The 21279-nt window shown below is 56.7% G+C and carries 28 protein-coding genes and 1 pseudogene; 18 read left to right on the top strand and 11 right to left on the bottom strand.

Annotation, left to right across the window (positions count from 1 at the left end):
• Positions 1 to 81 precede the first annotated feature (81 nt).
• The 5 genes from CPJ18_RS25585 (at position 82) to CPJ18_RS25565 (ending at position 3343) form a co-directional block, all read left to right on the top strand.
• Positions 82 to 474 (top strand): DoxX family protein, encoded by a 393-nt coding sequence (locus CPJ18_RS25585; RefSeq protein WP_077104733.1) that lies wholly within the window; start codon positions 82 to 84, stop codon positions 472 to 474.
• A gap of 39 nt (positions 475 to 513) precedes the next feature.
• Positions 514 to 1260, top strand: coding sequence for an SDR family NAD(P)-dependent oxidoreductase (locus CPJ18_RS25580; protein ID WP_103660390.1), 747 nt, complete (start codon positions 514 to 516; stop codon positions 1258 to 1260).
• Between the two features lie 99 nt (positions 1261 to 1359).
• Positions 1360 to 1770 carry a VOC family protein gene (locus CPJ18_RS25575; protein WP_167397983.1) on the top strand — a complete coding sequence of 137 codons (411 nt, stop codon included), beginning with the start codon at positions 1360 to 1362 and terminating at the stop codon, positions 1768 to 1770.
• Between the two features lie 37 nt (positions 1771 to 1807).
• Positions 1808 to 2377, top strand: coding sequence for a TetR/AcrR family transcriptional regulator (locus CPJ18_RS25570; protein ID WP_077104739.1), 570 nt, complete (start codon positions 1808 to 1810; stop codon positions 2375 to 2377).
• A 48-nt stretch (positions 2378 to 2425) separates the two neighbouring features.
• Positions 2426 to 3343 (top strand): oxidoreductase, encoded by a 918-nt coding sequence (locus tag CPJ18_RS25565; protein WP_077104741.1) that lies wholly within the window; start codon positions 2426 to 2428, stop codon positions 3341 to 3343.
• A gap of 25 nt (positions 3344 to 3368) precedes the next feature.
• Here the strand turns inward: CPJ18_RS25565 and CPJ18_RS25560 are convergent, their stop codons facing one another.
• Positions 3369 to 3791 (bottom strand): response regulator, encoded by a 423-nt coding sequence (locus tag CPJ18_RS25560; RefSeq protein ID WP_103660389.1) that lies wholly within the window; start codon positions 3789 to 3791, stop codon positions 3369 to 3371.
• A gap of 172 nt (positions 3792 to 3963) precedes the next feature.
• Complete coding sequence (locus CPJ18_RS25555) at positions 3964 to 5412, bottom strand: PAS domain-containing protein (protein ID WP_077104743.1); 1449 nt, start codon at positions 5410 to 5412, stop codon at positions 3964 to 3966.
• 195 nt (positions 5413 to 5607) lie between these two features.
• Here CPJ18_RS25555 and CPJ18_RS25550 point away from each other — a divergent pair, with 195 nt between their 5' ends.
• The 3 genes from CPJ18_RS25550 to CPJ18_RS25540 are packed head-to-tail and all read left to right on the top strand — an operon-like array spanning position 5608 to position 6722.
• Positions 5608 to 5982 (top strand): VOC family protein, encoded by a 375-nt coding sequence (locus tag CPJ18_RS25550; protein ID WP_077104745.1) that lies wholly within the window; start codon positions 5608 to 5610, stop codon positions 5980 to 5982.
• A gap of 54 nt (positions 5983 to 6036) precedes the next feature.
• Positions 6037 to 6186, top strand: coding sequence for a DUF2256 domain-containing protein (locus CPJ18_RS25545; RefSeq protein WP_077104747.1), 150 nt, complete (start codon positions 6037 to 6039; stop codon positions 6184 to 6186).
• 59 nt (positions 6187 to 6245) lie between these two features.
• Positions 6246 to 6722, top strand: a complete 477-nt coding sequence (locus tag CPJ18_RS25540; RefSeq protein ID WP_077104748.1) for a VOC family protein — start codon at positions 6246 to 6248, stop codon at positions 6720 to 6722.
• A 215-nt stretch (positions 6723 to 6937) separates the two neighbouring features.
• Here the strand turns inward: CPJ18_RS25540 and CPJ18_RS25535 are convergent, their stop codons facing one another.
• Entirely contained in the window at positions 6938 to 8149 is a 1212-nt protein-coding gene (locus CPJ18_RS25535) for an MFS transporter (RefSeq protein ID WP_077104795.1), read from the bottom strand.
• A gap of 113 nt (positions 8150 to 8262) precedes the next feature.
• Here CPJ18_RS25535 and CPJ18_RS25530 point away from each other — a divergent pair, with 113 nt between their 5' ends.
• The 5 genes and pseudogenes from CPJ18_RS25530 to CPJ18_RS25510 form a co-directional block, all read left to right on the top strand.
• The gene (locus CPJ18_RS25530; RefSeq protein WP_077104797.1) at positions 8263 to 8871 is read left to right on the top strand and encodes a TetR/AcrR family transcriptional regulator; all 609 of its coding nucleotides are present in this window, start codon (positions 8263 to 8265) and stop codon (positions 8869 to 8871) included.
• 286 nt (positions 8872 to 9157) lie between these two features.
• Complete coding sequence (locus tag CPJ18_RS25525) at positions 9158 to 9448, top strand: hypothetical protein (protein WP_245445500.1); 291 nt, start codon at positions 9158 to 9160, stop codon at positions 9446 to 9448.
• Between the two features lie 161 nt (positions 9449 to 9609).
• Positions 9610 to 10044 carry a MarR family winged helix-turn-helix transcriptional regulator gene (locus tag CPJ18_RS25520; protein ID WP_077106608.1) on the top strand — a complete coding sequence of 145 codons (435 nt, stop codon included), beginning with the start codon at positions 9610 to 9612 and terminating at the stop codon, positions 10042 to 10044.
• A gap of 54 nt (positions 10045 to 10098) precedes the next feature.
• Positions 10099 to 10845, top strand: a complete 747-nt coding sequence (locus CPJ18_RS25515; RefSeq protein WP_103660388.1) for an SDR family oxidoreductase — start codon at positions 10099 to 10101, stop codon at positions 10843 to 10845.
• Positions 10846 to 10921: 76 nt separating this feature from the next.
• Positions 10922 to 11089: pseudogene (locus tag CPJ18_RS25510) on the top strand (DUF1349 domain-containing protein); the annotation flags it as partial.
• Between the two features lie 99 nt (positions 11090 to 11188).
• Here the strand turns inward: CPJ18_RS25510 and CPJ18_RS25505 are convergent.
• From CPJ18_RS25505 to CPJ18_RS25485, 4 genes are all read right to left on the bottom strand, one after another.
• Positions 11189 to 12085 (bottom strand): hypothetical protein, encoded by an 897-nt coding sequence (locus CPJ18_RS25505; RefSeq protein WP_103660380.1) that lies wholly within the window; start codon positions 12083 to 12085, stop codon positions 11189 to 11191.
• A gap of 266 nt (positions 12086 to 12351) precedes the next feature.
• A complete protein-coding gene (locus tag CPJ18_RS27725) occupies positions 12352 to 12882 on the bottom strand; it encodes a hypothetical protein (protein WP_425353166.1) in 531 nt (176 codons plus the stop codon).
• A gap of 99 nt (positions 12883 to 12981) precedes the next feature.
• On the bottom strand, positions 12982 to 13200 hold the full coding sequence (locus CPJ18_RS25490) for a hypothetical protein (RefSeq protein ID WP_245445499.1): 219 nt from the start codon (positions 13198 to 13200) through the stop codon (positions 12982 to 12984).
• A gap of 56 nt (positions 13201 to 13256) precedes the next feature.
• Positions 13257 to 14174: a LysR family transcriptional regulator gene (locus CPJ18_RS25485; RefSeq protein WP_103660379.1), complete on the bottom strand. Its 918-nt coding sequence runs from the start codon at positions 14172 to 14174 to the stop codon at positions 13257 to 13259.
• A 91-nt stretch (positions 14175 to 14265) separates the two neighbouring features.
• On the opposite strand from CPJ18_RS25485, the gene CPJ18_RS25480 reads away from it, so the two are divergent.
• Complete coding sequence (locus CPJ18_RS25480) at positions 14266 to 15318, top strand: NADP-dependent oxidoreductase (protein ID WP_103660378.1); 1053 nt, start codon at positions 14266 to 14268, stop codon at positions 15316 to 15318.
• Between the two features lie 122 nt (positions 15319 to 15440).
• Entirely contained in the window at positions 15441 to 15797 is a 357-nt protein-coding gene (locus CPJ18_RS25475) for a cupin domain-containing protein (RefSeq protein WP_077106603.1), read from the top strand.
• Positions 15798 to 15842: 45 nt separating this feature from the next.
• Here the strand turns inward: CPJ18_RS25475 and CPJ18_RS25470 are convergent, their stop codons facing one another.
• On the bottom strand, positions 15843 to 16733 hold the full coding sequence (locus tag CPJ18_RS25470) for a LysR family transcriptional regulator (RefSeq protein WP_077106602.1): 891 nt from the start codon (positions 16731 to 16733) through the stop codon (positions 15843 to 15845).
• Between the two features lie 114 nt (positions 16734 to 16847).
• Here CPJ18_RS25470 and CPJ18_RS25465 point away from each other — a divergent pair, with 114 nt between their 5' ends.
• Both CPJ18_RS25465 and CPJ18_RS25460 read left to right on the top strand, forming a co-directional pair.
• The gene (locus tag CPJ18_RS25465) at positions 16848 to 17717 is read left to right on the top strand and encodes an SDR family oxidoreductase (RefSeq protein WP_103660377.1); all 870 of its coding nucleotides are present in this window, start codon (positions 16848 to 16850) and stop codon (positions 17715 to 17717) included.
• Between the two features lie 90 nt (positions 17718 to 17807).
• Positions 17808 to 18875, top strand: a complete 1068-nt coding sequence (locus tag CPJ18_RS25460) for an alkene reductase (RefSeq protein ID WP_103660376.1) — start codon at positions 17808 to 17810, stop codon at positions 18873 to 18875.
• An 86-nt stretch (positions 18876 to 18961) separates the two neighbouring features.
• On the opposite strand, the gene CPJ18_RS25455 is transcribed toward CPJ18_RS25460, so the two are convergent.
• Entirely contained in the window at positions 18962 to 19858 is an 897-nt protein-coding gene (locus CPJ18_RS25455) for an AraC family transcriptional regulator (RefSeq protein ID WP_103660375.1), read from the bottom strand.
• On the opposite strand from CPJ18_RS25455, the gene CPJ18_RS25450 reads away from it, so the two are divergent.
• A complete protein-coding gene (locus tag CPJ18_RS25450; RefSeq protein WP_062588850.1) occupies positions 19857 to 20264 on the top strand; it encodes a DUF2000 family protein in 408 nt (135 codons plus the stop codon). The genes CPJ18_RS25455 and CPJ18_RS25450 overlap by 2 nt on opposite strands.
• A gap of 119 nt (positions 20265 to 20383) precedes the next feature.
• On the opposite strand, the gene CPJ18_RS25445 is transcribed toward CPJ18_RS25450, so the two are convergent.
• Together CPJ18_RS25445 and CPJ18_RS25440 are read right to left on the bottom strand one after the other, a co-directional pair.
• The gene (locus CPJ18_RS25445) at positions 20384 to 20809 is read right to left on the bottom strand and encodes a DUF1810 domain-containing protein (protein WP_077122384.1); all 426 of its coding nucleotides are present in this window, start codon (positions 20807 to 20809) and stop codon (positions 20384 to 20386) included.
• Positions 20810 to 20864: 55 nt separating this feature from the next.
• Positions 20865 to 21185: a hypothetical protein gene (locus CPJ18_RS25440; RefSeq protein WP_077122385.1), complete on the bottom strand. Its 321-nt coding sequence runs from the start codon at positions 21183 to 21185 to the stop codon at positions 20865 to 20867.
• Between the last annotated feature and the right edge of the window lie 94 nt (positions 21186 to 21279).

Here is a 21279-nt window from a genome sequence, read left to right as displayed (position 1 = left end):
TAATGCATCAGAAGAGCGCGAAAAAAGCTCTTTATTCGTCGTTTCAAGAAAGGCGCTGCCTGGCAGCGGCACGGTTTCTGCATGACTGCAACATATACCTATTGGATCAGCACGGCACTGTTGTCGTTACTCTATCTTGGCTCGGCCTTCATGTATCTGACGAAGCGGGATTTCGTCACGAAGGCACTCGTCGATCTTGGATATTCCGCGGGTAATCTTGTGCCGTTCATGATCGTGGTCAAAATCCTCGGCCCACTCACGATTCTGACGCGATTCAATGTGGCACTGAGCGATCTGGCCTATGCCGGCATCTTTTACCACCTCCTGTTGTCTGGGATGGCGCATCTGGGCGCTCGCAAACCTGCAGGTGCAATGCCTGCCGCCATCGGGTTTGTCTTGCTCTTGGCCTCTTTCCTCACCCAGAACGCCGCCCGCGGCGTCCCGTCTGCCTATCTGCAGGCTCTGGGTTTTTGACAAACACATCAACAATCAAACTGAGAAATGGAGAAAATCATGGGTCGTCTTGATGGAAAAGTTGCTTTTGTCACAGGTGCTGGCCGCGGCATAGGCCGGGCCACCGCCAAGCTGTTCGCAGCAGAGGGCGCGAAGGTCGCGGTTGTCTCGATCACGCCAGCCAATATCGAGGCAGTCGTTGCCGACATCGAAGCCGCAGGCGGGACAGCGATCGGCGTGCCGTGTGATCTCGGCGACGCGAACCAGATTACTGCTGCAGTCGATAAGGTCGTAGACACGTGGGGCCGTATCGACATCCTGGTCAACAACGCTTTTGACCCGTCCGCAGTCATGTCTTCCATCATCGATCTGTCCGTCGAACAGTTGCAGCGCAATTTCGACATGGGTCCCATCGCCTATCTGCGAACGATGCAGGCGTGCTACCCGCATCTGAAGGCCAGCGGCCACGGTCGTGTCATCAATTTCGGCTCGGCTGCGGGCGTCGTCACGATTCTGCCCTATGGTCCCTACGGCATGGCCAAGGAAGCGGTGAGGGCACTGACGCGAACCGCCGCGAAGGAATGGGGCCCGGACAACATCACTGTCAACAATGTGCTGCCGGTGGCCGATACCTGGGGCGCGGCAGAGGCCAAGGCACCGCCACCGCCCAATGCACTTTCCCGTTTCGGTTCACCTGAAGACGACATCGCGCCTGCCGTCCTTTTTCTTGCCAGCAGTGATGCGAAGTTCATCACCGGTTACAGCCTCGCTCCCGATGGCGGCATGATCATCGACAGCGCACGATAGGGCCTTGGTTCTCACACAGCAGAAATACGATACGCCACGGCGTGCCGAGCATCACGCCGTGGCGACGGAAATCAATCAACAATCCGGAAGGACACACTCATGAAACTCCACGCCATCACATTCGACTGCGAAAATCCAAAAACACTGGCCACCTGGTGGTCACAGGTTCTGAACATTCCGATCGGCGGCGACTACGGCGACAATGTCGTGCTGTTACGCACGGATTCAACACCGCTTGTCTTGTTCCAGAAGATCGCGGAGCTGCCCACGCAGCGCAACCGCGTCCATGCCGATTTTTCGACCAGAGATCTCGATGATGAGACGGATCGACTGGTTGCCCTCGGGGCAAAGATCGTTGAAAAGTTCGAGCTTCCTCAGGTTCGCTACACCACCATGACGGATCCGGTTGGCAACAGGTTCGATCTTGTTCAGCAATTCGAGCTTCCCAAGCAACAGCCCGACATATTCCCCGCATCCGCATTGACCCGAATTTCGGTTGCAACTATATGATTGAGTAACTACTCACTCAATAAAGTTAGATGTAAAAATGGCGCGTCCCCTCAGTGAAGAAAAACGACAGGCACTGCTCGATGCCGCCGCCGAGTTCGTTGCCAACATGGGCACGGGCGCGCCGACATCCAAGATCGCGAAGGCTGCTGGCGTCTCTGAAGGAACGCTTTTCACCTATTTCCCGACCAAGGACGATCTTCTCAACGAACTTTTTCTGGATATCGAGGCCAGCTTCATCAAGACGATGCTGGCACCCTATCCGATAGATGTCTCTGCCAGGGACCGGCTCTGTATCGTCTGGAACCGACTGATCGACTGGGGTCTTGCTCACGAGGCTTCCCGCAAGGCTCTTCGCCAGTTGAAGGTTTCGGATCGCATCACCGCAGACAGCCGCAACCGCTGCCATGCCATGCTACGGGATGCGCGGACGATGGTAGAGGGATGCCTCTCTGATCATGCTGCGCCAGACAGGATCAACTTCTATATCGATACCATTCTCATCGATCTGGCCGACAGCACCATCAATGCTGTCACAGCCAAGCCGAAAGACAGCGACGCCATCCGCCAGGCGGGGTTCGACCTGTTCTGGAAGGGTTCAGCCGCCTAAACCTTTAACTCATAAATGAGTATGTAATTACTCAATAAAGGATCGCAAATGTCTCACAGTAAAGGTTTTACCGAAGCCGACGTAGCCAACCAGGCAGACAAGAGCTTCATCGTCACGGGTGCCAATGCGGGTGTCGGCTTCGAAATCGCTCGTGTGCTCGCAAGCAGGGGAGCGCGCGTCCTTCTCGGCTGCCGTGAGCAGGGCAGGGCGCAGGATGCCATCGACCGGATCAAGCGGATTACGCCGACCGCCGACCTTGTCTGGCTGCCCCTTGATCTCGGTGATCTCGACAGTGTCCGCGGTGCAGCCGAAATTGCTGCGAAAGAGCAGCGGATCGATGCGCTGATCAACAATGCAGGGATCATGAATCCTCCGCTGACCCGTACGAAGCAAGGCTTTGAGTCTCAGTTCGGCGTCAATCATCTCGGTGTGTTCGCACTCACATCTCTGCTCTTGCCAAAGCTTGCGGAAACGACTGGGTCAAGAGTTGTGGTGACATCGAGCATCGCGCACCTCAAGGGCAAGATCGATTGGGATGACCTCAATGCCGACAGGAGCTACGGCAAGTACGATCGCTACGCCGCGAGTAAGCTGGCGAATGCACTGTTCTTCTTCGAACTGGATCGCCGCCTGCGCGCGGCAGGATCACCTGTCACCGCCATCGGCGTTCATCCTGGCGTCGCCAATACGAGCCTTGGTCGCCATATGGGGATTGTGCAGTATGCAGGCCCGATCGTCGGTTTGCTGCTCAACAGTGCCGACAAGGGTGCGTGGCCAGCGCTCTTGGCCGCAACTGGCAAGGTCAAGCCCGGCGGCTATTACGGTCCAACAGGCTTTGGTGAAATGCGGGGAGCCGTAGGCGAGGCGAAGAGGGCTGCAGACGCAGAAAGCGCTGCGCTCGCAACGCGGCTCTGGGACGTATCGGTGTCAATGACGGGTGTCGAACCCGGCTTGCCGGCCGCCTAACCTTTCCTAGGTCAATGGGATCAATTCAGCTTGAGGGGATAGCCCGCTGCTTCAAAGGCTCGGGCTTCTTTCCGTTTGGTAGCAAATCCTGAAGATGATCGTATACGACATCCGCGCTGAATGGCTTTTTCACAAATCTGGCCTCTTTTGGCATGTCGCCCTCGCTTGGTTCGATCATACCTGAGGCGACGATTATCCCTATGTGCGGCCAGGATGCATAGCATTGCCGGGCTAGGTGGAAGCCGTTCAGCTCGCCGGGCGGCATCTGCACGTCCGTAAACAGAAGCTGGATGTCCTCGCCGTGTTTATGGAGGACCAACAATGCCTCCTCAGCGTTCGCCGCTTCCAGCACCCTGAAGCCAGCGTCTTCTAAGATATCCACCCCGTCCATTCTGATGAGGCCATCATCATCGACCACGAGAGCGTAGGGTGTGTTTTCGTCGGACATGCGGTGGATCCTTTCGACCTCTTCGCAGACACAACGCGACGTCATCAAGTTCGATCCATTCTCGACAGCCGATTGATAAAACACCGAGTCTGTGGAGCACGAGACAGTTGAATTCCGTCTCTTATACCGAAGCAGATTATCCGGTGATTTTAACAGGTCTCACTTGTTTTGCTCAGTCCAGTGGCACTTTCGCTACGAACGACAAGCCGGAAGGATCATATGATACGGTCGCCACACCGCCTGCCTCGCTCGCTAGGAGGCGCTGAATCAGCTGCGTCCCGAAGCTTGTCCGAGCTGGTGCAACGACGGGCGGCCCACCACGTTCTCGCCAACTCAGCGCTAGCTCACGGCCTGTGGCGTTCGTGTCGATCGACCATTCAATTTCGACGACACCACTCTCGTTCGACAGGGCACCGTACTTGGTGGCATTTGTCGCCAGTTCGTGCATCACGAGCGCATAGGCTGCCGTGAGATTGGATGGCAACTCGACCTCTGCTCCAATGATAGAAAACCGCGCCTTGTCCTCAACGCCAAACGGGGCGAGCGTGCGCCTGACGAGCGTCCGCAGTGATGCTTTGCCGAAATCCTCATTGACGAGAAGATCGTTTGCAGTGGCCATCGCATGTATTCTCGCCGCCAAGGTCGCTCCGGCGTCGTCCAGGGAGGCGGCTCGCCTGATCGTCTGCGAAACGATCGCCTGCAGCGACGCGAGCGTGTTCTTCAGACGGTGGCTGAGCTCTCGAGCCAAAAGGGCGCGGTGACCCTGCGCCTGCCGTCTCAAGGTGATATCCTGTGTGATGCCTGTGATGGATAACGGCGTGCCGTCTGGTGCGTAACTCGCCTGGCCCCTGATCTGAACCCATTTGAGCTCCCCGGCAGGCGTGACCAGTCGATACTCGGCTTCAAGGAGGCATCTGTCTTTCACAGCTTGATCGATCGCCTCGATCTGTAGAAGGCGATCCTCGGGATGGATCGTTTCCCGCAGGTCGTCCAGTGTAAGGGATTCGTTGGGTGTTCGACCACATATGGATTTGCATTCTGCCGAGGCGGTCAGTTCTCCTGTATGGAGGTCAATGGTCCAGATGCCGAGTTTTCCCGCCTCAAGTGCCAGGCGTAGACTTTGTTCGCTCGCGTCAAGTTCGGCCGTGCGCTCCGCGACTTCTCGCTCGAGGTCGGCTTTGCGCCGCTCGATCGCTGCCAGTTCCTCAAGCTCGAGTGTCACATCCTGTTGAGAGGCAACGAAGTAAGTGACGCACCCGTCTTCGAAGACAGGAGAGACAAGCAACCTGTTCCAGAAGCTGCTTCCGTCTTTGCGATAGTTGAGAAGATCGACTTCGATTTCTTCGTTTGCGGCGATGGCAGTCCTCAGGCGGTCAACGGATGCCGGGTCTGTCGCCTCACCCTGCAGAAAGCGACAATTCTGGCCAACAATCTCGTTTTCGGCGTATCCGCTCATCGCGATGAATGCGGCGTTGGCGTATACGATGGGGTTGTCCGTAAGCCTTGGATTGGTGACGACCATCGGCGTCCGCGTCGCATTGACCATGGCAACGAACGGACCAGCGGCGGCTAGGGATCGTTTGAGTTCGTCTGCGGTAACTTGGTCTTGCTTGATATCCATACAGACGCCTTCGAGCACAGGTTTTTTTCACCTTTTAAATCGACCCCGAAAGCAAGTCCAGAAGGTAGGGTAGCCGACAACTGTCATCATTTCGTGTTGGGACTTCAAGGATTTCGGGCCTGCTACTACGAGACTCGCCGTTCCTTTGCTGTTAAGTTCGGGCCTTGCGTCCCTCAATAAGCACAGGACTGGACGATGTTTACTCACGTAATGATTGGCAGCAATGATCTGGATAGATCGAAAGCTTTCTACGACGCCACCTTCGCTGCTCTTGGCGGCGTCCCCGGTGAAATCGATGCCAGAGGGAGGATTGTCTACATACATGGCGGAAGCCGCCTAATGATAACAACACCGATTGATGGAAAACCAGCGACGGTCGCCAACGGTGGAACGATCGGTCTTGTCGCTCCAAGCCCGGAGCATGTGAAAGCATGGCACGACGCCGGGACAAGCCACGGAGGAACGTCGATCGAGACACCGCCGTCAGAGCGTCCGAACGGCTCATTTGTCGCCTATCTCCGTGATCCGGATGGAAACAAGCTGACCGCGCGCACGTTACCGTCGGCTTGAGTTGGCCATGCACGGCAAGGTCTCGTCATCGGTGGAAACTGTCTGGAGTAACGGATGCCGAAGCGTCGTGAGAAGTCGGACCTGCCTACTAAGATCTGTCCGGTCTGTAGCAGGCCATTCTCATGGAGAAAGAAGTGGGAGAAGACTTGGGAAAACGTGAAGTTTTGCTCCCAACGATGTCGAGAGACGAAAGTAAGATCGTAAGTGTATTGAGCCGTCGTGAGATCGGGCAGACGTAACTGCTCGATATGTAAGGATTAGAAATGGCCGAAGATGCCGGCGTGATAGCTGTGGACCACACGGGATTCTCGGTCGCCTCGTTGGAGGATGCGATCCAGTTCTGGACTGAGGCGATGGGCTTCGACCTTGCTCGCCGAGGAGAGATGGGTGGAGAGTTTCTACGGGAGGCCACGGGGGTTGACGATCCGCGCTGCCGAATGGCGCTGGTAACAGCTCCAAACGGCTACCCTGTGGAGCTTCTCGAATATTCGACAGGCCGTACGCTGGGCCAGACACCTCGGAGCGCGGGTGCGATCGGCACCGCGCACATCGCCTTCACGGTTAGGGATATCCGTACGGCGATCGCGCGGGTTGAGAGGGCGGGGTGGGCCGTGAAGGGTTCGCCGCAGCCGATACCAGCCGGCCCCCGATGCGGAACAATGGTTGCGTACATCTCTGGCCCGGATGGGATCACCATAGAGCTGATGCAGCCCCCTGTTCAACATTACCGGATCGTGTAATGCCCTTAGGTCCGGAAAAGCTGAACCCTCTGTAGGTCTTCGTAAATTGACCAGGTGCCAAAGGTCGTCTCGAAACTGCGAAGTTCATGGCCGGATTGCGCGAACCGTCGTCTTCCGCATTGCGCCAATAGGAGACATGGCTCCACATATCGGTCACGGTCATGTTTTGGCCCCACCGCGGTAGCGATAGGACCGATGCTTGTCTTCGTGAGGCGTCAGTGTCCCCCCACCTTTGCGTTGGAGGTACGTGCCCCTGGTGTAAATCCGCGCACCCGCCCGGACCAAGTGATCAGAAGGGCGATGACGAGCAGAACGGTCAGTGCCCAGGGAAACGCCGTGGGTCCATGCGCATCCAAAAGAACACCGCCCATGATTCCGCCACCTGCGATGGCACCATTCCAGGCGACGACGTTCATCGACAGTGCAACGTCTGCACCATCACCCGCGGTGTCTGCCAAGGCGGTTTGCAACAGCGTTGCGGCCCCGCCGAATGTCAGGCCCCAGATGGCAACGCCACCATAAATGACCCAAGGTGACATCGAAACAATCCCGAAAAGCAGGGATACCAGCCCGAAGGCGGCTAGACTGGCCAGCACGGTTGCGCGCAGGTGACGGTCGACCAGCTTTCCCGCCATCCAGATGCCGACGAGTGCAGCCAACCCAAAGACCAGGAGAACAAGGTCGACACGGTCCTGCATCCCGGCCGACTGAACGAAGGGTGCGATATAGGTGTAAAGTATGTTGTGAGCGAGCATCCATGCAACGACAACGGCAAGGACCGGTCGAACGCCGGGGGTTGAAAATACCCGAAGCAGGGGCAGTCGATCGCCCTTCTTCTGGCCCGGATAGTCAGGCACTTTCATTACGACCCAGCCGATCAGGACCAATGTCAATATCGACATTATCCAAAAGGCGGTTCGCCAGCCGACCTGCGCACCAAGCCATGTCCCCATCGGCACGCCGAGCGACAGCGCGATCGGCGTGCCTACCATAGCGATCGCCATCGCCTTCCCCTGTTTATGTGAAGGGACCATGCGTCGTGCATAGCCTGCCAAGAGGCTCCAGGCGAGACCAGCGGCAACGCCGGCAAAGAAGCGTGCGACCAAGGTAAGCGTATAGTTGGACGAAATCGCTGTGACAGAGTTGAAGATCAGAAACCCAATGATGGTGGACAGCAGAACTGTCCTGCGCCGCCAACTGCTCGTGGCAATGGTCAAAGGTATCGCCGCTAGCAGCGAACCGAGGGCGTAGACAGTCACCATCTGGCCAGCGAGTGATGGAGAAACGCCCAAACCCTCAGTGATCTGCGGTAGTAGCCCCGCGGGGAGCGTCTCTGTGAGAATGCAGATAAAGCCAGTCATCGCCAGTGCGAGTAAGCCAGCAACTGGCAATCGGTCGGTATCGTTTTCAGGTCCGGTCGTTTTCATTGAGTTCGTGCACCTCTATATATATGGATCAAGCGATCCAGATATTCGGATCAAACGGGCTTGGCAAGAGATTCTGGATCGAATAGTACAGAATAAGTTTACGGAGGCACGATATGGCTCGAACGGGACGTCCAAGGGCGTTTGACAGAGAGAAGGCACTGGATGCCGCGATGATCCTATTCTGGGAGCAGGGCTACGAGCCGACCTCTCTTAATCAACTGAAGGCCGCGATGGGAGACATTTCTCCGGCAAGTTTTTATGCGGCCTTCGGGTCCAAGGAAGCCCTCTTCGACGAGGTCGTTCTGCGCTACCAATCCTCCTACGGGCGCGTAACCGCGAGCCTGAAGGATGAGGCAGTGCCGCCACGCGAGGCTATCGAGACGGCTCTGAGGCTTTCAGCAAGGATGCAAACCGACAAGACGCACCCGCCAGGATGCTTGATGATCCTGGGGGCCAACAACTGTGCGCCCGAAAATCGTCACGTAGATGATGTGCTCGCAGCTGACCGGATGCGAAATCGTGCGGGCATCGAAACCTGCATCAGGCGTGCGGTCGATGCGGGAGAGCTTGTCAGCACTACGAATGTTCGGGGGCTGGCGAACCTCTTTCATACCTTCCTGATGGGAATTGCATTTGAAGCTCGGGACGGTGCTGACGGCGCCGATCTCAACGAAGCCGTCACGGCACTGATGCAGATATGGGATTTGCACATGGCGGCGTGAAGGTTGGCCCTTTGCTTGGCCAAAGTGGGATGCTGAATAACCGCTTTGGGCCGGAATGCGTCTTCCACTTCGCGCCATTAGCAGTCATTGCAATTGACCGACATGTAAGGCTACGATCATCGGCAATTTCAGAAGTAGTTCGCATGCAGATCGCAATCGACCTGTTATCCGCCTGCGATCAAACAACTTGTAGGCCCTTATGATACAAAGCCAGCCAATCTGGTTGCCAGACACAGCAGCGTCTGGCGAGGCTGTTGTGACGGTCGATGAGTATATATGTGCGTACTTGGCGGACCCTGACAACTGGTGGTGGACGACCAGCCTTTCGACTGAACCGGAAGACATGGTCCTGTCGAGAGTGCTGGCCATAATCGACAGGGCAGACGTAGCGGTTCATCAAAAGGCGCTCGGCCAGTTGGGGGCTGGCCCACTGGAAGACATGATGTCGGACCGGCTGCTGGATGAGCTCCAAGCCTTTCAGCCGTTCGGTCCTGCATTGAAGCTCGCGTTGTCATGCGTTCGGATCGAAGCGGAACCTGCCTCGATCCGACATCGACTAGCAGCCATGTCCATGTGACGCCTGAAGACGGGGGTGGACCATTTGTCTTTCGTGACACAGATGCGCCAATGGCCGTCATGGCGCAGAAGCGCCATTAGCGGTCATCGCACAAATTCAAGGAATGCATATTCTAGGGTATATGGCTTACGTCCTCCGAGCAGAAATGCTTAATACCTGGAATGACAGAACCTACGCCCGAACAAATCGAAAAACTTGCTACCGCCTTTGAGCGCTTTACCCGTCGTTTCAAGGTGGCGGAGGCAGCGGCAGTCATGCAAAACTCGCTCAACCCCCTCGACATTCAGGCGCTTCTTTTTATCGAGGAGCATCCCGACTGTAACCTGGGGGATGTTGCCCGGCATCTTCAGGTCGCTCTGACGACAATGTCGTCTTCGGTTGACCGGCTGGTCCGTCGGGAGATGATTGAACGGCAGCGGCCAGAGGCAAACCGCAGGTCAGTGGCTCTCACGATCACAAACAAGGGAAAGGAAGCCGTTGCAGGCTATGTCGACGGATACCGAGCCTCCTGCAAAGCAATGCTTCAAGCCCTCGGTCCCGTTGACCAAACCGAATTTCTGAGGCTTACCCAACAAATCGCAAAATACGAAGGTTGAATAATACGAAATTCGTAGTATGTCTCTGGCGTCGAAATGGTCAGGGACTTTATTATGACTCACACATCGCCCAATGCGCTCGTCACGGGAGCAAACAAGGGAATTGGGTTCGCCATCGCGCGGCAGCTTGGCGCAGCCGGACACACGGTCTGGCTGGGTTGCCGAGATATCTCACGGGGGGAGTTAGCAGCTGGCGAACTGCGAGGAGACGGGATCGACGCCCGTACATTGCAACTCGATGTCACAGACGATGCGAGCGTTTCCAACGCCGCCAAAACCGTCGAGAGGGAGGTGGGGCGTCTCGACGTTTTGGTCAACAATGCCGGGCTCATGTTCGGTCCGCCTCCCTCTCTTGCCGAGGAGTCAATCGATGAGATGCAGCAGATGTTCAACACCAACGTATTCGGGGTAATGCGCGTCACTCAAGCCTTCTTGCCGTTGTTGCGCAAATCGACAGCGGCCCGGATTGTCATGATGAGCAGCGGACTGAGTTCGCTGACAGACGCCCTGGACATGCGCAGCGAAACATGGACGGTCGGTTTTGGCGGATACTGCGCCTCCAAGACTGCGCTGAACATGTTGACCGTAAAGCTCGCGAAGGAGCTGGATCGGGAGGGGATCAAAGTCAATGCGGTGGACCCCGGCCTCACATCGACTGATATGACGGGCAACGGAGCGGGGCACTCACCCGAAGATGGCGCGCGTCCTGCATTCGCTCTAGCAACGAGCCACGCATATGGACCCACAGCAGGTTTCTACGCCTGCGCTCCATCAGGCGAACTTTTGCAAAAGAGTTGGTGATGCGCATTCAGCGATTATGGGATGCGGGCCGACTGGTTTCGCATCTCAATGTCTCCTTCCGCTGCCAAGAGCGGTCGACGGTAGAATGTGGCCATTGCTGCGTCTTGCCCCGTTTCCAGAGGTGTCTCGTTACCTCGTCGGGCTGACAGCATGCACACCGGAGCGCGGTGGGCTGGATGTCCGGTTTTCAGAGTTTTCAGTCGTTCCGGCGATAACGACCGATCTTCACGACCTGACGGCTTAACAAAACCACTGACCGCTTCGCGGACCGGATCGAACGGTTCATAGACGTTCGAAAAAGCAATGGGGTGCCAGTGGCACCCCATAGGTTGTCGGACATTGATTAACCGCGTGAGATCAATAGGTCTTCTTCGTCGTCACGCTGCTTGCCGACAAGTGCTGCCGCGGCCGAAGCAATAAACGCTCCAACCAGCAATGAGATTGCACCGACGAGAGCGGTGGTTGCCGCTGCCTTGCGTGCGGTATCGGCTGCTTCCTGCGCCTTCACCTTGGCCGCTTCGATCTGGCCGAGCACTGTATCGACACGCGCACGAGCGTCCGCCTCATTCAGACCTGTTCTTGCCGAAACGATGCTGGCGACGTATGCACGATCGGGTTCAGCTACTTCACCATTTGCGGCTCCGTGGAGGAGAATACGCGACACCTCGGACACTGCTGCAGCGTTGTCTGTCATCGCTTCTGCCGTTACCCGTTCCGGCCGCAGAAGTGCGTCGGTGAAATACGAAGTCGATAGATCAGCACCGTCGGTCGACGACGCGGCCGATGCGGCTCCCGCCATGGTGGCAGTCGATGCGGCAGAACCTACGGCAGAAGCACCGGCTCCGGCGAGAGACGTCAGCGAAGACGCGAGAAAGCCCATGACCAGAACGGTGGCGAGAGCCCAGCTCAGGAACCCATGCGCGGTGTCGCGAAAGAACACCTCGTCCGTATGGACGGCTGCCCACTTGGTCCGCAGTCGCCCAGTCAGATATCCGCCAAGTGCCGAAGATAGCCATTGAACGACGATCAGCCAGATCGCCGCTGTCACACCCAGAGTAGCAGCCGAACTGCTCTCTCCCGACCATGGAGAGACCATGGTGAGACCAAATCCCGAGCCAAGGAGCAGGAGTATCAGTGTGACACCTGTCGCAGCGACGGCTCCACCGATGATGGGACCCCACGACATCGCAGTCTGGGATGATTCGACGGGCATTGCACCCGTGGCGCTAGATAATGACATCCCCATTCCTATCTTAGAAAAATGGCGAGGAGGATGATGATTGGAAGGGGAATACCCAGCATCCAGAGTAATATGCCACGGCCCATTGGAAAGTCTCCTCATAAAATTTTTAGTTGTAGAGACTGTCTAACTGTATGTGCGTGTATTAGTTCCTTCTGCAAAGCCGAGGAATATGCCGATTGGGTTTCGGAGGCGGACCGCCCTCGATGCCAATCAAATTTGAGTGCGGTGGTGCGCGATTGGCTTGCGAAAGCTCCTACGACGGTTTAGCCACCGCCTGGAGAAACACTTTCATCTTCGCGATCAGCCAGCGCTCTGGTGCCCGGTGTCTTGCTCTCGTCAGTCAAATGTTTCTTCGCATGAGGGCCGGCGGCGGGGTGGTCCTGGCCATCAACTGGCTTTTTGTCAGTCTCTTCGATTGCTCTCTGAGCTTTCGTGTCCTTGTTCATATACGGCCTCCTGTGGGGTGTCTTAAAAAATTCAACACAGGGCGTTTGGTTCCGTTCAAGATTAATGCAGTCCAACTCCAGACCGTCACTATCACAATCCAAGATCAAGCTGCGGAGCTGAGGCACCGTCTTCGGTGCTGAGGGAGGAAACAGTGAACCCTTTGTGTAATCGACCCAAACCCCGCGAAGGTGAAAAATCCACAGGTTCTCGGAACTTTCAAGCTGTTTGCAGAACTCATTGCCTATCATCTCGACACTGAGGAACGGTTGAGAGCGACAGCGGCATTGCTGGAGAGCGAGCGTGAGATTGCCGAACTGCGCGAACAGTTCATCGCCGTTCTCGGACATGATTTGCGTAATCCGATCGCTGCCCTGAATGCAGGGACCAGCCGTCTCATGAAAGAGGGGTGGACCGAACACAGTCCGGATAGCCGCTGCCGCGTTGAATTAGGTCTTTTCGTTGGCTGTCATCGCCAGTGTGAGATCGACGCCCACCAGCGAGATCGACTTTTTAGAGATCGCAGGCAGCCTTGCTTGTATTTCCTCAGGAACGCCTTTCGCCCGAACGGCCGATCCCATTGTTACGGTGGCTGTCAGCGTCCATGTCCTGACCAGTTCGCTCTCATCTTTTTCACACTTCGGCATGTCACACAAATGGTGGCTCATCTCTTCCAAGTCAACGAGCCTGTTGACGGCAGACGAGGAACTGAAACTGATCTTGCTTATCCCTCCCTTTTACCAAAACTCTCCATCAAGATGCTCAGGAAGGCTCTCACAGCGGGGTTGGTCCGGCGGCTTTCCGGCCAGACGGCTGTGATGTTGTGACGTTCGACAGAGAAATCGGATAGGACAGGGACCAGTTGACCACGGTCCACCCATGGCGCGGCCATGAAGCTCGTCGCCATTCCTATTCCCGCTCCCGCTGCGATCGTTGTTATGACAGCCTCGCTCGCATCGACGATGATTGCCGACGACGGCACGATCTCGATGTCTCGCTCGCCGAACTTAAATGGCCAACGGAACAATCGACCACTGCTCTGGTAGCGCAGGTTGACCGTCTGGTGCTGCTGCAGATGATCGGGGTGGGTTGGCGTGCCATAGGCTGCCAGATACTCCGGGGAGGCGTAGCAGCAAAGCAGATGCGGAGAAAGTTTCCGTGATAGAAGCCGGGAGTCGGGAAGGTCGCCGATGCGAACAGCCAGATCTATACCCTCTTCGATAAGGTCCACCCTCTGATCATTCAGTCTGAGATCGATCGAAACCTTTGGATGACGTGCGCGAAACCTAGGCAGCAAAGGTGAAATGACATGCAGGCCAATCGGAAGTGAAGCCGCAATGCGCAAGGTTCCCGCCGGTTCGGAACGCACGGACTTTGCGGCCTGCTCGATGTCCTCGGCATCCCGTAGCAGCCGCAGTGCGCGTTCATGCAGGTCACGGCCTTCAGTGGTGAGAGTGAGAGATCGCGTCGTTCGGGTGAACAGCGAAACGCCCAGGTGGCTTTCCAGTCTCTGGACGCTTTTACTGACCGCTGATGGCGAGATGGCAAGCGACCGCGCTGCCGCCGTATAGCTGCCCAGCGATCCGGCGCGCGCAAAGGCGATCAAGCCGGTCAGCCTTTCGACTCCAATTTGTTCCTTCATGGCACTAGTAAAGCGAAATTGAGCGACATTATCAATCTCGAAGGATGCACGTACATCTGGTCAGCGAAATCTCAATTTGAAAGAGTTTGATATGACCGAGATGATGAAAGCAGTGCGCCTGCACGAATTTGGTGGCCCAGAGGTCCTGCGTTACGAAGAGGCTCCGCGGCCTGTTGCCAAACAGGGCGAGGTCCTTGTCCGGGTGCATGCGGCAAGTCTCAATCCCCCTGATCTTTATTTGCGGGACGGCTACCGTGCGCTTCCGCCGGAGTGGCGACCCAACCCTGTCTTTCCATTGATCTTGGGAACAGACATCTCCGGTGTCGTCAGCGCAGTCGGGGAGGATGTCCAAGCATTCGGCGTCGGTGACGAGGTCTATGGCATGATGCGTTTCCCCCACGACCTCATGACCGGCAGCAATGCCTATGCCGACTATGTAAAAGTCCCGGCCTCGGATCTCGCACTGAAACCTAAAAGTGTCGATCATGTGCATGCCGCCGCCGCTCCAATGTCGCTGCTGACGGCATGGCAGTTTCTCGTAGAGCTTGGCCACGATGAGCCGAACCCGTTCCAGAGCTTCAACCATTCACCAGTAGGGCTCGATGGCAAGACCGTAATCGTGAATGGCGCTGCCGGTGGGGTAGGACACCTGATGGTTCAGTTGGCGAAATGGAAGGGCGCCCAAGTCATTGCTGTTGCTTCCGGAAGGCACGAGACGCTTCTTGCCGATCTCGGAGCAGACGAGTTCATCGACTATACGAAGCAGTCAGCCGAGAGGGTCATGCGGGATGTCGATTTGGTGATCGACGCGGTTGGTGGCTCGAACATGGAGCGCTTCCTGAATGTCATCAAGAAAGGTGGCGCGCTCTATCTGGTCAATCCGCTCGGCTTCTCCGGCCATGAAGAGGCCCAACGACGCGGCATTGTCGTATCAACGGCTCAGGTGCGCTCCAATGGTGCACAATTGGCACAGGCGGGTCGTCTGCTCGATGACGGCACGATCCGGGTGGTGATCGACAGTACGTTCCCAATGGCTGAGGCCTCCGCTGCCCATGACAGGGCAGGGCGGGGAAGCATGCAGGGGAAGGTCGTCCTTATCAATGAATTACGACGTTCCGCTCTGGAAAATGTTTCCGCGATCTGAAGCCTTTTCCGCAACCCTTCTACAGGAACCAGTCGTGCTTGCACGATCGTTCAATACCCAGTTCGATGTCCAGTGTAACTGTTGGGCTGAGCGGTTGCTTTCAAGCCAACAAAGGATAGCAAATGGAATCCATCAATCTCGACGAGAAGCTTAGCCTGTTTTCAGGTCACTGGGATCCGCATGTGATCGCCGATTACAACGAGAACGATGTGATGGTCGTGAAGTTCAAGGGCGAATATCCGTTCCACAAGCATGACACGACTGATGATTTCTTCCTTGTGTTGGAGGGAGAGATGGAGCTCGACATCGAAGGCGAGCCGTCTCGAACCGTGAAAGCCGGCGAGATGATTGTCGTTCCCAAGGGCGTGGTGCATCGACCACGGGCTAGAGACGAGGTGAAGGTTCTCTTGATAGAACCGAGGGGCGAACCGAACTCAGGCGATTCTGGGCGCGCACCAGCGCTTAAACCTCGTCTCTGATAGGCTTGAGGCCGCTTGGAGGCCGTACAGTGTAGACGCTCTACGTCAGCTCAAATAGGCGGCGAGTTCTTCCGGCGTTCCTTGCGGAAAGGCTTCTTTAAGATAATCGAGAAAGGCTGATACACGCGCGCTGAGCAGACGCCGCGAAGGGTAAAGCGCCCAAAGTGCCGTTTCGGCACCCTCGACATCGCCCCAGTGATGGAGACGACCGGAGGCGATGTCTTTGCTGACCAAAGAAAGCGGCAGCCGTGCGACGCCCGCACCCATCAAGACCGCATCCCGCAGCATCGTGTTCGACGACATACCAAGCACCGGCTTGGTCGCAAGCTTGGCAGGCCCTGAACCCGTCACCACATTCCAAGTGTCTGGCCTGCCGACCAAGCTGCGAACCACTGATGGCACTCCCTTATCCGGCTCCGGCCAGGCGAGGCCTGGAGCAGCAACAACGACCTGTCGGTCACGAAGAAAAGCCCGACCAACGAGGTTGACATCGGGTTGAGGATTGACGCGGATGACAAGATCGTAAGCCTCCTCAATCATATCCACGGCGCGATCTTCCACGACGATCTCGACCCGCATCTCGGGATATCTCAGCACAAATCCAGCAGCCAGCTTTCCCAAGGCTGCCTGTGCAAACATGAGCGGGGCGCTGATGCGCAAACGTCCACGTGGCGATTGACCCCCTGATGCGATAGCAGTTGCCGTTTCTTCCAGCTCCGTCAGCAGTTGCGTGGTCCGCTCGAAGAGGGCTCGACCTTCTTCCGTCAATTTGAGGTCTCGTGCGCCGCGCTCGAAGAGCCGAAGACCCAGGCTCGCCTCAAGATCGGCCACGCGTCGGGATAGTGTGGCTTTCGGCCGCCCGGCGTGGCGCGCTGCTTTGCCGAACCCGCCATGCCTAGCAACAAGGTTGAAATCCGCCAGTGCGAGCAAATCCATGTGTTCCACCTGTGAGACGATGCGTCCAGAAATTCTGTCTATTTGAGGAAATTTGGATCATCTAACTTTGGAGATGTCAACAGCGCCCTAGCGGCCTCACAAGGAGCTACATTCATGACCATTCTCGTAATCGGTGCCAGCGGCCGTGTTGGCCGCCACGTCGTAAACCAACTCATTGAACGCAACGCCAAGATTCGTGTTCTGACGCGCGACGCCGCGAAGGCAAACTTTCCGGAGGGCGTCGAGATTGCCCAGAGCGAATTGCTCGACCTCGATGCTCTTCGCGATGCATTCAAAGGTGTCCGCACCTTGTTCCTTCTCAATGCTGTCACGGGCGACGAGTTCACTCAGGCTCTCATCACCCTCAACATTGCCAAAGAGGCGGGTGTCGAACGCGTCGTTTATCTCTCGGTGTTCAACGCCGAAAACTCCGTCAACGTCCCGCATTTTGCGGTGAAGGCGGGTGGCGAACGTATGCTGAGCGAGATGGGATTCAGCGCCACGATCCTGCGCCCGACCTACTTCATCGACAACGAGATAATGATCAAGGATGTCGTTCTCAATCACGGCGTATATCCGATGCCGATCGGCTCCAAGGGCGTTGCAATGGTTGATGCGCGCGATATTGCCGAGGTCGCTGCAATCGAACTGATCCGCCGAGATCAGGCCTCCGAACTCTTGCCAGTCGAAACGATCAATCTTGTCGGTCCCGACACGCTTACGGGACCCAATGTTGCTGCAATCTGGTCCGAGGTCCTGGGTCGCGATATCGTCTATGGCGGTGATGATCCGGGGGGTTTCGAACAGAACATGGCGAGCTTTATGCCGAAGTGGACCGCTTATGAAATGCGTTTGATGGCAGAACGCTACGTCACCGACGGCATGATCCCGAATGAAGGCGATGTCGAACGGCTTGTGGCGATGCTGAAGCGCCCGCTGCACAGCTACCGTGAGTTTGCGGAGAGTCTTGCTTCGGCCAGCTAACAAGACCGACGGACAGCCAAGCCAAATTACTGAACCGCAACTGGCGAGGAGGCTCGCCAGCTACCCCTACACCTTTCACCGGAGAATCTGATGACCGATATCTGGAGCCCATTCACACTTGGCGGGATTACCCTGCCGCATCGTCTGGCCATGGCACCGATGACCCGCAGCCGCGCCAAGCTTGACGGAACACCCGGAGACCTCGCGCCGGAATATTACGCACAGCGAGCATCGCTCGGGCTACTGATTAGCGAAGGAACCCAGCCGTCTGACGATGGCCAAGGATACCTGGCGACCCCTGGTATTTACACTGACGAGCACGTCGCTGGCTGGCGGAAGGTCACTGACGCCGTCCATGCAGCAGATGGGCGCCTTTTCATACAGCTCATGCATGTTGGCAGACGGTCTCACCCTGATAACACGCCGCATCATCGCCAGCCCGTTGCTCCTTCCGCAATCGCGTCCGGAGATTTCATGTTCACGATGGGCGGGATGCAGCCGGTGCCACAACCTCGCGCATTGGAGACGGAGGAAGTCCAGCATACGATTGCGGATTTTGCTTATGCCGCAAAGCGCGCTATCGAAGCCGGTGCAGATGGCGTCGAAATCCACGGTGCGAACGGCTATCTGGTACACCAGTTCCTCGCCCCGGACAGCAACCATCGCACCGATGAGTACGGCGGCACGTTGAAAAACCGGGCGCGCTTTGCAATTGATGTCGTCCGTGCGGTCGTTGATGCCATCGGCCCACAGAAAACCGCCATTCGCCTCTCTCCCGGTGTTCCGACGGGTGGCATCGCCGAAGCTCAGGACAATGACGATCTTTACCGGTATCTCGCTGTTGAATTCGGCAAGATGGGTTTGGCCTATATTCACATCCTCTATGCCCGCACAGATTCGCTTTTAGAAGATATCCGCCGCTCTTTCGATGGCCCTCTGGTCCTCAACCGCCCCGGTCGTTTGCGTGAACAGATCGGTGCCGATGTGGCCGCGGGACTTGCCGATATTGAGGCGCTGGGCGTCATGGCGCTCGCCAACCCCGATCTTGTGCCGCGCCTCAGGACCGGCGCCCGGCTCAATGACGTGAGACCTGCTCTCTTTTATGCAGGCGGCGGCGCTGAAGGTTATACGGACTATCCCGTAATCGATGCAGCATGATGCATAAGCGGGCGGATAGTATTCGCCCGCGACCGTCCTTCAATAAACTTGTATCGCGTCCGGTGGCAGTTCGAACACAATCAAACTTAGCCAGAGCTTGCAGAACGCATTGCCAGCCAGTGACCTGGCGTCATACCGAAAGCTTTGCGGAAATGGCGGGTAAAATGTGCCTGGTCAGCAAAACCCGCATCTGCTGCCGACTGCGCCAACCCGTTCCCACTGACAATAGACCTTTTCGCCAGTTCGAGTTTGCGCATGATGAGGTATCGATGCGGGCTGGTACCCAGCATTCTGCGAAACTGTCTGGCCAGTTCGTAACGGTCCAACCCAGACGCAGCTTCCAGTGCTTCTGAGCGCACGATATCGTTGCAATGCCCTTCGATGAAGTCGCGGGCACGGAGAACAGCCGACCGCGCCGACTTGGTGATGCTTTTGGGCGGCGCACCTGCTTTGCGAGAAAGACCCGATGCCAGCCGCATCACGACGTCGTCCATGATCAGGTCACTTGGTTCCTCGCTCAGATCGGAAAGAATCTCTGCCAGTGCCTGCCAGAGTCCGATGTCGGCAACGACCGGATCGGGAACGAATGGAAGGGCGCGACTGTAACCATTGACTGCGCCAATCAGGTCGGGAGGCAGATAGATCATCCGATAGATCAACCCATCCTCGGTACCTGCAGCGCCATCATGCAGCTCATCGGGATGCAGCACGATCACGTTTCCGGGGCTGCTGAAACGCTCGGTCCCGCGATAGCGGAATGTCTGTACGCCGTGGAGCGTCAGCCCTAACGCGTAGGTGTCGTGACGATGCGGCGAAAATGCGTTGCCATGAAACCGGGCTTCAATCCGCTCAACACCATGAGAGGGCGCAGCGATACGCATGCCGTCGGCAAATCCGACTTTGCACGAACGTTCAAGACCGCCCGCCTTGCTCGGAGCTAGGTCTTCTTTTCCCTCGATACCCTGAATGGAGTTCAACCGCATGTTCGACACCAAGATCGCAATCGTTATCCGCAATGACCTCGCAACCTGGCAGAAGTTGAACGTCACCGCCTTCCTGACCAGCGGCATCGTTGCCCAGACACCAGCCATCATCGGCGAACCATATCGGGATGCGGTTGGTCATGTCTACAATCCCATGACGATCCAGCCAATCGTGGTCCTCGCCGCGGATCAGGATACGCTGCGCACGATTCATAGGCGGGTTCTCGACCGCGACGTTACAGCCTCGGCTTATATCGAGGAGATGTTTTCAACAGGGCACGACGCCGCCAACAGGGAGGTGTTCGCCCAGTTCGGCCCAGACAATTCGAAACTGGTAGGACTGGCACTTAGAGCCGAAAAGAAGGTGGTCGATAAGATCGTAAAGGGAGCAAAAATGCATCCTTGACGTATCGGAATTTAGGTTTGGGCACCGCGACACCCCTGAAATAGCTTTACGCGGAAGCTAATTCACGCGGCCGAATTCCAGTTTAAGTCTGACTTTTGCAAAAGTCGGTAAGCGTCTGATCATCCATCGTTTTTCAACGCTGAAAGCGTGGCTTGATCGCCTTCACCTCCATAAAAAACGTGAAGGGCGGTCTCGAATGACGAACCACTCTGGGCAGCGATGCCAAATAACGTCATGCTGGAATGAAACTTGAGGTCATCGGGAGAGCCAAGAATGTCGTGTGCACTGAGGCGGGGATGGCTGAGCATGGCGCACGTACACTCCTCCAAACGGGCTCCTAAAACAGGATGGTTGAGGTAGGCTTCGGCTTCAGAACGTCCAGAGATCGCGTAAAAGCGGGCAGTTTCCGATCGACCAAGTCCGTGGATTTGCGGAAAGATGAACCACATCCAGTGAGACTTCTTCTGTCCGTCGCTTAACTCCTGCAAGGCTTTTTCGTACGTGTCTTGTTGCGCTTTGATGAACCGCGCCAGATCAAATTCCATCTCTTTGTCCTTCGCTCAGCGGGTTAGATTTTCGTATTCTAGGTGCCATGACATCTCAGTCCATTTCCGACTGTTTGAACCAGGCTGCGTATGGAGTGTTCCTGGCCAAATGGCGATTGAAATCCGGTGCGCCGTCATTCCACCAGACAGGGCCGCGTTCACCAAGCGCGACCTTGGCTGCATCCACTTTCTCGCGGGCTTCTTTCATCTCTGGCGATCCTGCCGATGCGTCGCGAACCGCCCGGCGTGCAGCCATCAAATCCTTGACCAGTGCCGCACGAGTTAATTCATCAAGTGCAGGATTGCTGCGACGCCACAGCCGTTCTTTTACGACGAAGTATCGACCATCGGGCGTGTCCGGATACCTCTTGCTCATTCGAATCCAAGCGTCCGTTGCGCTGGTTCCGCATCCTGAGATGGCTTGTCGTCATTCCGACGGGCCAGTTCAGTCTGTGCGCTGAGGCGCACGT

Origin of the sequence: Agrobacterium rosae (assembly GCF_002915175.1) — a bacterium.
In the GTDB taxonomy this organism is placed as follows: domain Bacteria; phylum Pseudomonadota; class Alphaproteobacteria; order Rhizobiales; family Rhizobiaceae; genus Agrobacterium; species Agrobacterium rosae.
Note: the sequence above shows the minus strand (reverse complement) of the source record. Positions and strands in the feature narration are given on the sequence as shown.